The following is an 11,274-nucleotide window of genomic DNA, read 5'->3' on the forward strand; positions in this document are numbered from 1 at the left end:
AATATATGTTGTACTTTACTGGCTAATAAAACCTTTATTTTTCACCTGAAATAATCTTTGTAACAGTTTTAACTCATTTGATATCGTTTTAGCACAGTTTAGTGCATTTTCTTTACATTAGAACATCCAAATCTAAAATCAATGAAAAAGGTATTAATTATTTTAACAGGACTTTCGATGTTAGTTAGTGTTAGCAAAGCGCAAGCACCAAACACACTTACTAAAAAAGAAAAAAAAGAAGGCTGGAAATTACTCTTCGATGGTAAAACAACCAAAGGCTGGCATACTTACCTAAGAGATACAGTAGGCTCAAAATGGCAAGTAAAAGATGAAGCTATAGTTTTTGACCCGTCTCAGCCAAAAGAAGGCGGCGGAGACATTGTTACCAACGAAGCGTATGAAAATTACGAGCTTAGTCTGCAATGGAAAATTTCCAAGGGTGGAAACAGCGGAATTATTTTTGATATACAGGAAGATCCCAAATTTAATGCAACCTACCTTACAGGTCCAGAAATGCAGGTATTAGATAATAAAGATGCTGAAGATAATAAAAAGCAGAATCACCTCGCTGGCTGTTTATACGATATGGCTGGTGACTCAACCGTATCAAAACCGAAACCTGTGGGCGAATGGAACCAGGTTAAGCTGATACAAAATAAAGGGCACTTAACCTTTTGGCTTAACGGAATAAAAACTTATGAAGGACAAATAGGCAGCGATGAATGGAATAAACTTGTTGCAACCAGCAAATTCAAAAACCCGGCGTTCAGTAATTTTGCAAAGGTGGCTAAAGGTAAAATAGCTTTACAACAACATCCCGGATCAAGCGAATGGAGAAACATTAAAATCAGGTTGCTATAACGGTCACTGTAATAACATCTTTTAAAGCTAAAACTGACAGTTGTATAAAACGGCATTACACTTGTGTTTAACAACCCAATAAATTCTTAAAATAAATAATATGGATCTTAAACTTAGTGGTAAAACTGCATTAGTAACCGGTTCAACCGCAGGCATTGGCTATGCTATAGCTAAATCATTGGCTAATGAAGGCGTGGAATTATATATAAATGGCCGGGATAAAAGTAAAATTGATACAGTCGTTCAAAAACTAAAAACCGAAACCGGTAATGCCAATATTAAAGGTATTGCAGCTGATTTTTCGGACAAACAACAAGTAGAAAGCTTAATTAAGCAATTACCCGAGGTTGATATATTAGTGAACAATATAGGTATTTTTGAACCTAAGGAGTTCAGGGATATTACTGATGATGACTGGATTAGGTTTTATGAGGTTAATGTTTTAAGCGGTGTAAAGCTGTCTCGTGCCTACCTTGATAAAATGTTAAAGAAAAACTGGGGACGTATTATTTTCATTTCAAGCGAATCAGGCTTACAGATACCCGCCGAAATGATACACTATGGCATGACCAAAACCGCGCAAATAGCCATAGCACGTGGTTTGGCAGAGCTTACTGTAAGTACTGGGGTTAYGGTAAACTCGGTATTGCCTGGTCCAACATTTTCTGAAGGCGTTGGCGATTTTATGAAAGCTTTGGCAAAAGATAAAGGCCTGAGTGATGCGGAAATGGAGAAAGAATTTTTTAACACTATGCGCTCAACTTCAATAATCAAAAGGTTTATAACACCTGATGAAATTGCAAATTTGGTAACTTATGTGGCAAGTCCGCTATCTTCAGCTACCAACGGTGCGGCTTTAAGGGCCGATGGCGGTGTTATTAAAACAGCTTTTTAAATATTTAGCAAAAAAACTAAAAAAGCCCGGATCAAGATTGATCCGGGCTTTTTTATGTAGCACTATAAACCACTTATGGTTTTTTAGTAGTATCGGTTTTTGTTGTGTCCTTTTTAGTAGTATCAGTACTTGCAGGTGTGGTAGTTGGGGTTGTAGCTGAGGCTGAATCTACTTTAGTACTGTCAGACCCACTGCTTGCTGTTTTTGAAGAGCTACAGCTTGTTGCCATTGTACCTATCATTGCCGCGACAAGGGCAAAACCCAAAATTTGCTTTTTCATAGTTGTTAGTTGTTAGAGATTAATTGTCAATGTATTGTTAAACATACTATTAACCATACATCGGGCATATTGTTTAGGTTAAATTTTTTTATTAAGTAAATAACTCTTTATAAGTACGTATCGTAAAAAAAGCGATCTGGAAATAGACATGCTAATTTTACGCAACAAATACTATTACTTTCTTATAAATTTCAGATATTTAAGAACTATGGTAGTATCTGAACGAATGTTAAAGTGGGCAATGCGCTTCTACCCTCCCCTCTTTTTGCAGCGTATTTGGGTAGTAAAAGTTGACAAAGGATTTAAGGGTGTACATGTTAAGATCAAAAGGAGTTTTTTAAACAAAAACTACAATAATTCTATTTTTGGTGGAACCATTTTTGCAGCTGCAGATCCTTTTTATCCTGTGTTATTTCACCAGGTACTTAGTAAAAAAGGATATAAATTAAAGGTATGGTCAAAATCATCATCCATACATTATTTAAAACCAGGTTTGTCTGATCTTCACTTTAAAATCAATTTAACCGATGAAGATATTACTAACGCAGAATCGGTGTTAAATACCGGGGGGAAATATATGGCCCACCACCCTATTGATATTTATAATAAAGATGGCGAAATATGCGTATCTGTAATGAACGAAATATACTTGCGCAATTTGAATTTTACTGATACAAGTTTATAATTTTATTTTAATGACTACTGTACTTATGAACGATGATGCCTTTATTAAAAAGGGCTTTCAAATATCAACCGATAAAAATTTGCTTGATGTTGACGTTATATATAATTATTTAAATGACGATTCTTACTGGGCCCAGGGCATTCCGCGCGAAAAATTGGAAAAAGCAATAGCAAATTCCTTGTGTTTTGGGGTTTATCAGCAAGGCAACCAGGCTGGGTTTGCACGTGTGGTAACTGACAATGCTACTTTTGCCTACCTTTGTGATGTATTCATTTTACCTGGTTTCAGGAAAAAAGGCTTATCAAAATGGTTGGTACAAACCATAGTTAATCATCCCGATCTGGAGGGCTTAAGACGATGGTCATTGGCAACTGCTGATGCACAGGGCTTGTACACCCAGTTCGGTTTTAAAGAAATAACCCGTCCTGAAAGATGGATGGAAATATTTAATCCCTATATTAAGCCTCAGTAATTAGTTTAAGGGATAATGGAGCTAAAATGAATATCAAAAAACTAATTTTTGAGGGCGAGGGTGTAACACTCGACTTTAAAAAAACAATTACCAGCTGCGAAAAAATTGCCCGTACCATGGTGTCATTTGCCAATAACAAGGGTGGCAGGCTATTGATAGGCGTTGCTGATGATGGTACTATTAAAGGTGTAAAATCTGAAGATGAAGAGCGCTATATGATCACCAAAGCCGCGCATCTTTTTGCCAGACCAGCTCTTGAACCTGTTTTTGAAGAGGTTTATGTAGATGATAAGCTGGTGCTTGTTGTTGATACACAACCCAGCGTGATCAAGCCACATTATGCATTAGCCGATGATGGAAAATGGTGGGCCTACGTGCGAGTGAAAGACAAAAGTGTATTAGCCAGTAAGATTGTTTTAGAGGTACTCAAGCGCTCTGCCGACGATAAGGGGGTTTTAATATCGTATTCAGATAATGAAAAACTACTGCTGCAATATCTTGAAACAAACACACGTATAACCATTAAGGAGGTAAGTGAACTGCTTAAAGTAGGCCGTCGCCGTGCCCAGCGAATCCTGGTTGATCTGATACTATCCGGCTTGATCCGAATTAACACAACCGAAAAGGAAGAGTTTTATACGGCTTGTTAATTCCCCTTTGTATTGCCTTTATCATTACTTTTGCACTCCTGTGTATACCTAAGTAATGAAAAGCATCTTCCTCAAATATAAACCTTATTATTCCGCAAGTCTTAAACTGGCTATCCCGGTAGTTATATCACAACTTGGGCATACGCTGGTTCAAATGTCTGATTCTATTATTGTTGGCCACTTTGCAGGTACTGTATCATTAGCTGCCGTTTCATTGGTGAACAGCTTATTTATGGTGCCGCTGGTTATTGGCATGGGTATATCATACGGATTAACACCACTTGTAGCACAAAATAACGGACGCCGTAATTTTAAGGAATGTGGTTTACTGTTATCAAACAGCCTGTTTTTAAACATGCTGAGCGGCATTATTTTGTTTGCCGGTATTTACTTTGGCACCATGTTACTCATAGGTCATCTTGACCAGTCGCCTCAAGTTGTACAGGAAGCTAAACCTTATTTATTGCTGCTGAGCTTGTCACTTATCCCGCTGCTTATATTTAACACATTTAAGCAATTCGCCGAAGGCCTGGGTTTTACAAAGCAAGCCATGCTGATCTCCATATGGGGTAACCTGCTCAATATTTGCCTGGGCGTAATTTTTGTAAAAGGTCTGTTCGGTGTACATCCCATGGGTATCCGGGGCGTGGGTTATAGTACGCTTATTGACCGCTGCGTAATGGCCATAGTAATGGCTACCTATGTTTTCAGGTCGCCCATTTTTAAAGAATATTTAAAAAGTTTCGCCCTCAAAAACATCGATCGCATCCGCGGCATACAGATCATGAAAATTGGGGCTCCTGTAGCCTTGCAATATACATTTGAAGTAAGCGCTTTTGGCGGTGCGGCAATTTTGGTAGGTGCTATTGGCCTTGTTCAGCAGGCCGCCCACCAGGTTGCTATTAGTCTGGCATCCATGACCTACATGATGGCCAGCGGAATATCTGCCGGCGCAGCTATAAAATCAGGGAACTATTTTGGTTCTGGCGATCATAAGAACCTGCGGTTGGGGGCTATCTCCAACTATCACATCGTATTGGTATTTATGGCCATTACGGCTCTTATATTTACTTTTGGCAGGCATTTATTACCCTGGATAATTACTTCCGATGAGAGTGTTATAACTATTGCAGCACAGTTACTTATAATTGCAGCATTTTTTCAGTTATTCGATGGTGCACAAGTTGTTGGCCTGGGTATTTTACGCGGAATGGGCGATGTTAATATCCCAACTTTTATTACATTTTTGGCCTATTGGGTAATCGGTTTACCTGTTGGATATATCCTGGGAATATATTTTCATTTGGGTGTTAATGGTGTTTGGTACGGATTAACATTAGGTTTGGCAACTGCCTCGGTACTGTTATTTATTCGGTTCAACATTATCAGCAAAAGCCATCGCGATAAAACAATACCAATATTGGCAAAGGATTAGAAATACAGATCAGCCGCTATTCGAAAAGTATTACAATGCGCGTCTACAATATCTTTGATATGCGGTGAGTAACCCCCTCCCATGCTAACCTGCACCGGTATGTTATTAGTTATGCATTGTTCAAATACAAATCGGTCACGGGCTTTGCAAGCACCTTTACTTAATGCAAGTTTGCCCAACTTATCGGTTGCCAGTACATCAACTCCGGCCAGGTAAAATATAAAATCGGGCTTTTGCTGTTTGATCAGTTTGGGTATAATATCATTCAGGATGCCTAAATACTCATCGCCTTCCACCCCATCAATCAGCGGAATATCAAGATCAGAAGTTTCCTTTCGCGATGGAAAATTATTTGCCCCGTGCATGGAGAATGTAAATACCCGTGGTTCGTTTTCAAATATCTGCGCGGTGCCATTTCCCTGGTGAACATCTAAATCAATTATTAAGATAGATGTAGATAAATTATTATTTAATAGATAGTTAGATGCAATAGCCTGATCGTTCAACAAGCAAAAGCCTTCGCCCCAATTTGTACCGGCATGATGGGTTCCACCTGCTACATTAAATGCTATACCATTGTCAAAAGCAAACCTGCAGCCATCAATAGTTCCTTTGGCTATCCTTATTTCGCGCTCCACCAATTGAGCTGATAACGGGAAACCTATGCGCCGCTGTTCTTTTGTCGGCAAGGTCAGATCCCTTAATTGATGCCAGTAATTTTCATCATGGGTTTCTATGATAATATCCTCGGTTAGCAGGCCCGGAGAAAATAGATTATCAACACCAATCACCCCTTCATGCAGTAACTGGACCGGGATCAGCTCATATTTGAGCATCGGAAAGCGATGGCCTTCGGGTAGTGGGTGCGCATATATCGGATCGAAAGCTATTTTGAGCATTACTGATTAAGCTAATATCTCGCCAACATGTTTTTGGATGTTCTCGCAAATATTATCAAGCGGCAAATCGTTGGCGTCGTTGCCAAACGGATCCTCAATTTCTTCGGCCAATAACTCAATACTGGCAAACACAAACAAGATAAAACCAATTACAGGCACAACAAAATATTTCAGATCAAAAGCCCAGGTGAACGGCAACGTCATGATATAAGTAAAAATGAACTTCTTGATAAACACATTGTATGAGAATGGGATCGGCGTTTTCTTGATCCGCTCGCAAGCGCCACAAATATCGGTAAACGATGTTATTTCGGCAGTTACACTAAATAATTGCTCCGGGTTTATCACCCCCTCTTTATTCAACCTGTACACATTTTTTATAATGGCCGATGCTATTTGATTAGGTACATGTTTATTCTGGTCAATAGTGATAAACTGCTGTTGTTCGGGCACATAAACATCGCGCAGGTGGTCTTTTAACGACCGGGCATAAAGCGGTATCATGTAATTGAAAAATGCTGCATCGGTATCATTAACCAAATATTTAAGTTTTATGGCGAGATTGCGGCTGTTATTGGTTAGGCTTCCCCATATCTTACGCCCTTCCCACCAGCGGTCATACGCCGAATTGATACGAAAGGCCAGTAATAACGAGAATACAAAACCAATAGTTTGATGGATATAACTTACTTTTCTGAGCAAGCTTGTATCGGGCAACTGCCAAAAATCTATCAGTAAATAAGTAACAACACCGGCATAAGCGCTCACAGCAAGTATCAATGGGAAAAGTTCACGCAGGGTATCAGCCTTGTCGATCTTGAAGATAAATGAAAACCACTCTTTGGGATTGTAGTAAACCATATTTGTTATTTATTTAATTGCAGCGGCTAATTGCTGGGCCGCCTTGTAAACGTCTTGAAAAGTATTGTAAAGCGGAACAGGGCTTAGTCTGATCACATCAGGTTCACGCCAATCACCTATAACGCCATTATCTGCAAGATGCTTAAAAACAGCTTTTGCATTTTTTTTGCACACAACGGAGAGCTGACAACCCCGCTCCTGCTGATTGCCGGGTGTGATCACTTTAAAAATTTCCTCGCCGAATTGCTCATTTATATTATTGATCAAAAACTCCATATAGCCCGTTAAGGCAACACTTTTGGCACGAAGGGTATTAATACCGCCCGCGCCATCAAAAATGACCATAGAGGCTTTAAATAAAGCCAGAAGCAATATTGGACTTGTACTTACCTGCCAGCCGTCGGCACCCTTAGCTGCATCAAAGCCGGGTGCCATTAAAAAGCGCTTGTCTTCGCGATAGCCCCACCAGCCGGCAAAGCGATCAAGCTCTTTATTTTCAAAATGCTTTTCATGTACAAAAATACCACTGATGCCACCCGGGCCTGAGTTCATGTATTTGTATGAACACCAGCAGGCAAAATCAGCGCCCCAGTCGTGCAGTTTTAACGGAACGTTGCCGGCTGCATGTGCGAGATCAAAACCAGCATAAGCACCGGCTTTATGGGCGGCACTGGTAATTGCCTCCAGATCGAAGAACTGTCCGGTATAGTAATTTATGCCGGCAAAAAGCACTAAAGCCAGCTCATTAGCATGTTCGTTTATCTTTTGAATAATATCTTCTGTGCGCAAAGTAAGCTCGCCATCACGAGGAAATATTTCAATGATGGCTTCCTTAGGGTCATAACCATGAAACCTTGTCTGGCTCTCCATCGCATACTGATCTGACGGAAAGGCCCCTCCTTCCATAATAATTTTAAACCTTTTACCATTTGGTTTATAGAAACTTACCATCAGTAAATGAAGATTTACTGTAAGTGAATTCATTACGGTAACTTCACTTTCCTTTGCACCAACAATTTTTGAAATAGACGACGAAAGCTGTTTGTGATAACTTAACCAGGGATCATCGCCCTGAAACCAGCCTTCTACCGCGAGATTTTTCCAGGTGCTTAATTGGTCGGCAATGTATTCCTTTGCAGATGTCGGCTGTAAACCTAAAGAGTTTCCGCACAAATAAACTGCGTCTTCACCATGGTGCTGCGGAATTAAAAACCTGTTCCTGAAATCTTTTAGCGGGTCAAGCCTATCCTGCTCTATGGCAAATGCCAAACTGTTCTGGTAATTCATTGCCCCAATATTAATAAATTTAGGCGAGTGGTTGATTAATGTGTTGTTTTTTTATCCCCTTTTGAGAGGGGGCGCGTTGGTACAGTGAAATGGCAGGGGTGTGTTTTTACACGCGACGAAAACACATTACTACACCCCTGAATTCGCCCTTCTGTCTGCTTTTGATACCTAATCAACAACAAACTATTTATTGGGTTTACTTACATAAACATCACCTTTAACATAAAAGCGATATGGCAGCAAGGCATCTTCGGCAGCATAGCTTACGCCTATACGCGGGCCTGAGGTTATCTGCTCATCGGTAAAATTCAACCCACGATCTTCAATCCACAGCGTATCGCTCTGCAGGCTGATGGCATTGATGTTACGGGATATACCCAGCGCTTTGGCAACAGATCCCGGCCCGGAGGTGATAGTTGGTTTAAGTACCGGCATATTTCGTCTTACCTGCATAGCCTCCAAACCATCGGTTGGATGAACGGCCCTGATCAAAATAGCATGTGGCTGCCCTTCAACCGATGTTACTATATTAAACATTTCATGAATACCATAACACAGGTAAACATAAGCAATGCCACCCTGCATAAACATGGTTTTAGTTCGGGGCGTGATGCGATTACCATAAGAGTGCGAAGCCTTATCAATGATGCCATTATATGCTTCTGTTTCAATAATATAACCACCTGTAGTTACACCATCAATACAGGTAAATAAGTACTTCCCTAATAGATTTTTGCTGATGGCTACCACATCATTACCCAGGTAATACTGCTCCGTTAACTTCATTTTTTTAGAATACGCTTTAATAATTTATTGATCTCTTTAGCTTTATCAAATATCATAATGTGGGTTCCATCAGCAACTATAGAAGCGTCATGGATTCGTTTGTATGAAAATATCAGGTCTTTATTCCCGGTGATGTGATACAAATTTGGCGGGATGGTTTCATTCTTCCAGTGCAGCACGGCCCCCATAGCCCACTTCACAAAAACCGGCGAAGTGTTTTTAAGCATATCGCTAAACAGCCAGGCATCTTCCTCACTCATGTGCCCAAATAGTGGCTTGATGAGAAAACCCAATGAAGTAAACCATTTTCCGGGGATTAGTTTATAAACCGGTAACGCCCTGAACAGGCTAAAATACCACGGGGCTTCATTGCTGGTCTTGATGCTTGATATTAGGATCACCTTTTTTGCGGGAATTAGTTTTGCTATTTCAACGGCGATCATTCCGCCTAAAGAATTGCCAATGACAATAGAATTATGAGTGATATTGTATTGATATATAAGTTTTTGTGAATAAGTACCTAAAGTGTCGCTTTCATTAGGTTCTATCCAATCAACTGGTGTTACATCGTGTTCATGCAGATCAATATTGTTATAAACCCGGGTATCTGCCCCGAGCCCGGCTATCAGATATATTTTGCTCATTTAAAATTTAACGAGCTTAACAATCTGCTCCAGATATAGTGCATCTGTTTCATTAAACTGATCTAATAATTCACTGTCCACATCCAAAACGGCAACAACTTTGCCATTATGAAATACCGGAACCACAATCTCTGACCGGGATAGCGAGCTGCAGGCTATATGTCCGGGAAATGCATCAACATCGGGCACTATGAGGGTTTTAGCCTGCTGCCATGCTGTGCCGCAAACGCCTTTGCCCAAGGCAATGCGTGTACAGGCTACAGGTCCCTGGAACGGACCTAAAACAAGCTCGTTATCTTTTACTAAGTAAAAGCCTACCCAAAACCATTTAAACTGCTCCTTTAAAGCCGCGCTGATGTTTGCCAAATTAGCTACCAGATCAGGTTCACCGTAAAGCAAGGCCTCGATTTGAGGGACAAGCGTGGTGTATTGTTCTGTTTTATCGGTTGATGCGGTTATGTTTAAATCCTCTGCCATATTACAAAAGTAAGGATGCTATGTTGAAAGTAAATAAGGCAAATATCATATTTAATCTTTTATTTAGCATCGTATGATCTTTAGTTTAACCATAGTACGATACCGCAAACTGTTTATTCCTTTTGCCTTGCTGGCCATGGCGTTGCATCGTTTGCCCTTATGGCTTAATAAGCGTTGTATGTTTTACAAATTGCTTGGTTCGGGCCGTAACGGCACTTTTGACCTGCAGCCCGACTGGCAACAATGGGGCCTGCTGGCCTGTTGGAATAGTCGGGAAGATTTTGACCAGTTTTACAAAAAATCCTTTATTGCTGACTGGTGGAGAACCCTGGGCCGCGAAAGCTGGACGATATTGTGCGAGCCATTGCAAAGTCACGGCAAATGGAACGGCCGGGAACCTTTTGGCAATCCGAATATAAAAGATCACTCCGGTCCTGTAGTGGTTTTAACCCGAGCTACGATCAGAATTAGCCGACTGAGAAACTTTTGGTCGCATGTGGACGAAGTTGCCGACTTAATGACGAGTGTCCCTGGCTATATCACTTCGTTTGGCATAGGYGAAGCGCCGGTTTACCGACAGGCTACCTTTTCGGTTTGGCAAAGCTTAGATGCTGTAAAAGCTTTTGCCTACATAAGCCGCGAACACACAGAAGTGATTAAATTAACCCGGAGCGAAAACTGGTATAGTGAAGAACTTTTTGCCCGTTTTAAGCCGATTGAAAGTTTTGGCTCGCTCCACGGAAAAGACCCTTTAAATGATTTATTGAAATAATTAAGCTATGAGAATTATTGCTGAACTACCACATCCTGATTTTAAAATATCCATTCTGGGCATGAACCAAAAGTTTATTATAAAGATTGAGCAGGGTACTCTGGAGCAAACCTACAAGATAGCCGAGATGGATTTAACCGATGGTGTTAACAGCGTTTTTGAATTACTTGACGAAGAGTTTTTAAAAAAAGTAGGCTCCCGCTTTATAGAAATGCGTACCGACTTTAAGGATACTTATTATAGGTACAATTACTAACGGTAATTTACATT

At 40.4% G+C, this 11,274-nt stretch carries 15 protein-coding genes; 8 read left to right on the top strand and 7 right to left on the bottom strand.

Annotated elements, in window-relative coordinates; genetic code table 11:
- The first annotated feature begins 141 nt into the window (after nt 1-141).
- Complete coding sequence (locus AC1DRQ_RS26310; RefSeq protein WP_477428312.1) at nt 142-861, top strand: 3-keto-disaccharide hydrolase; 720 nt, start codon at nt 142-144, stop codon at nt 859-861.
- Nucleotides 862-961: 100 nt separating this feature from the next.
- Nucleotides 962-1,756 carry an SDR family NAD(P)-dependent oxidoreductase gene (locus AC1DRQ_RS26315; protein ID WP_477428314.1) on the top strand — a complete coding sequence of 265 codons (795 nt, stop codon included), beginning with the start codon at nt 962-964 and terminating at the stop codon, nt 1,754-1,756.
- A 73-nt stretch (nt 1,757-1,829) separates the two neighbouring features.
- Here the strand turns inward: AC1DRQ_RS26315 and AC1DRQ_RS26320 are convergent, their stop codons facing one another.
- A complete protein-coding gene (locus AC1DRQ_RS26320; RefSeq protein ID WP_429392718.1) occupies nt 1,830-2,036 on the bottom strand; it encodes a coproporphyrinogen III oxidase in 207 nt (68 codons plus the stop codon).
- 226 nt (nt 2,037-2,262) lie between these two features.
- On the opposite strand from AC1DRQ_RS26320, the gene AC1DRQ_RS26325 reads away from it, so the two are divergent.
- The 4 genes from AC1DRQ_RS26325 to AC1DRQ_RS26340 are packed head-to-tail and all read left to right on the top strand — an operon-like array spanning nt 2,263 to nt 5,278.
- A complete protein-coding gene (locus AC1DRQ_RS26325; protein WP_429392720.1) occupies nt 2,263-2,721 on the top strand; it encodes a DUF4442 domain-containing protein in 459 nt (152 codons plus the stop codon).
- 10 nt (nt 2,722-2,731) lie between these two features.
- On the top strand, nt 2,732-3,193 hold the full coding sequence (locus tag AC1DRQ_RS26330) for a GNAT family N-acetyltransferase (RefSeq protein WP_477428317.1): 462 nt from the start codon (nt 2,732-2,734) through the stop codon (nt 3,191-3,193).
- A gap of 26 nt (nt 3,194-3,219) precedes the next feature.
- Nucleotides 3,220-3,843, top strand: coding sequence for an RNA-binding domain-containing protein (locus AC1DRQ_RS26335; RefSeq protein ID WP_429392726.1), 624 nt, complete (start codon nt 3,220-3,222; stop codon nt 3,841-3,843).
- 55 nt (nt 3,844-3,898) lie between these two features.
- Nucleotides 3,899-5,278, top strand: coding sequence for an MATE family efflux transporter (locus AC1DRQ_RS26340; protein ID WP_477428319.1), 1,380 nt, complete (start codon nt 3,899-3,901; stop codon nt 5,276-5,278).
- Here AC1DRQ_RS26340 and AC1DRQ_RS26345 read toward each other — a convergent pair.
- From AC1DRQ_RS26345 to AC1DRQ_RS26370, 6 genes are all read right to left on the bottom strand, one after another.
- On the bottom strand, nt 5,275-6,177 hold the full coding sequence (locus AC1DRQ_RS26345) for a histone deacetylase family protein (protein ID WP_477428321.1): 903 nt from the start codon (nt 6,175-6,177) through the stop codon (nt 5,275-5,277). The two genes, AC1DRQ_RS26340 and AC1DRQ_RS26345, sit on opposite strands and share 4 nt — an antisense overlap.
- Before the next feature lie 6 nt (nt 6,178-6,183).
- Nucleotides 6,184-7,038, bottom strand: a complete 855-nt coding sequence (locus tag AC1DRQ_RS26350; RefSeq protein WP_477428323.1) for a bestrophin family protein — start codon at nt 7,036-7,038, stop codon at nt 6,184-6,186.
- A 9-nt stretch (nt 7,039-7,047) separates the two neighbouring features.
- On the bottom strand, nt 7,048-8,325 hold the full coding sequence (gene kynU, locus AC1DRQ_RS26355) for a kynureninase (RefSeq protein ID WP_477428325.1): 1,278 nt from the start codon (nt 8,323-8,325) through the stop codon (nt 7,048-7,050).
- Between the two features lie 183 nt (nt 8,326-8,508).
- Entirely contained in the window at nt 8,509-9,111 is a 603-nt protein-coding gene (locus tag AC1DRQ_RS26360) for a DNA-3-methyladenine glycosylase (RefSeq protein WP_477428327.1), read from the bottom strand.
- The gene (locus AC1DRQ_RS26365) at nt 9,108-9,755 is read right to left on the bottom strand and encodes an alpha/beta hydrolase (RefSeq protein ID WP_477428329.1); all 648 of its coding nucleotides are present in this window, start codon (nt 9,753-9,755) and stop codon (nt 9,108-9,110) included. The genes AC1DRQ_RS26360 and AC1DRQ_RS26365 overlap by 4 nt, the downstream gene beginning before the upstream one ends.
- Nucleotides 9,756-10,232, bottom strand: coding sequence for a GAF domain-containing protein (locus AC1DRQ_RS26370; protein ID WP_477428331.1), 477 nt, complete (start codon nt 10,230-10,232; stop codon nt 9,756-9,758).
- 73 nt (nt 10,233-10,305) lie between these two features.
- Between AC1DRQ_RS26370 and AC1DRQ_RS26375 the strand changes: the two genes are divergently transcribed.
- Both AC1DRQ_RS26375 and AC1DRQ_RS26380 read left to right on the top strand, forming a co-directional pair.
- Nucleotides 10,306-11,004 carry a DUF3291 domain-containing protein gene (locus AC1DRQ_RS26375; protein WP_477428334.1) on the top strand — a complete coding sequence of 233 codons (699 nt, stop codon included), beginning with the start codon at nt 10,306-10,308 and terminating at the stop codon, nt 11,002-11,004.
- A 7-nt stretch (nt 11,005-11,011) separates the two neighbouring features.
- The gene (locus tag AC1DRQ_RS26380) at nt 11,012-11,260 is read left to right on the top strand and encodes a hypothetical protein (RefSeq protein WP_477428336.1); all 249 of its coding nucleotides are present in this window, start codon (nt 11,012-11,014) and stop codon (nt 11,258-11,260) included.
- Nucleotides 11,261-11,274: the final 14 nt, after the last annotated feature.

Source organism: Mucilaginibacter sp. P4_E8 (assembly GCF_056401495.1).

What these genes read in the sequence shown, in the direction of transcription:
- AC1DRQ_RS26310 (WP_477428312.1), top strand. Translation starts at nt 142, where the DNA reads ATGAAAAAGGTATTAATTATTTTAACAGGACTTTCGATGTTAGTTAGT.
- AC1DRQ_RS26320 (WP_429392718.1), bottom strand. Translation starts at nt 2,036, where the DNA reads ATGAAAAAGCAAATTTTGGGTTTTGCCCTTGTCGCGGCAATGATAGGT.
- AC1DRQ_RS26325 (WP_429392720.1), top strand. Translation starts at nt 2,263, where the DNA reads ATGTTAAAGTGGGCAATGCGCTTCTACCCTCCCCTCTTTTTGCAGCGT.
- AC1DRQ_RS26330 (WP_477428317.1), top strand. Translation starts at nt 2,732, where the DNA reads ATGACTACTGTACTTATGAACGATGATGCCTTTATTAAAAAGGGCTTT.
- AC1DRQ_RS26335 (WP_429392726.1), top strand. Translation starts at nt 3,220, where the DNA reads ATGAATATCAAAAAACTAATTTTTGAGGGCGAGGGTGTAACACTCGAC.
- AC1DRQ_RS26340 (WP_477428319.1), top strand. Translation starts at nt 3,899, where the DNA reads ATGAAAAGCATCTTCCTCAAATATAAACCTTATTATTCCGCAAGTCTT.
- AC1DRQ_RS26345 (WP_477428321.1), bottom strand. Translation starts at nt 6,177, where the DNA reads ATGCTCAAAATAGCTTTCGATCCGATATATGCGCACCCACTACCCGAA.
- AC1DRQ_RS26350 (WP_477428323.1), bottom strand. Translation starts at nt 7,038, where the DNA reads ATGGTTTACTACAATCCCAAAGAGTGGTTTTCATTTATCTTCAAGATC.
- kynU (WP_477428325.1), bottom strand. Translation starts at nt 8,325, where the DNA reads ATGAATTACCAGAACAGTTTGGCATTTGCCATAGAGCAGGATAGGCTT.
- AC1DRQ_RS26360 (WP_477428327.1), bottom strand. Translation starts at nt 9,111, where the DNA reads ATGAAGTTAACGGAGCAGTATTACCTGGGTAATGATGTGGTAGCCATC.
- AC1DRQ_RS26365 (WP_477428329.1), bottom strand. Translation starts at nt 9,755, where the DNA reads ATGAGCAAAATATATCTGATAGCCGGGCTCGGGGCAGATACCCGGGTT.
- AC1DRQ_RS26370 (WP_477428331.1), bottom strand. Translation starts at nt 10,232, where the DNA reads ATGGCAGAGGATTTAAACATAACCGCATCAACCGATAAAACAGAACAA.
- AC1DRQ_RS26380 (WP_477428336.1), top strand. Translation starts at nt 11,012, where the DNA reads ATGAGAATTATTGCTGAACTACCACATCCTGATTTTAAAATATCCATT.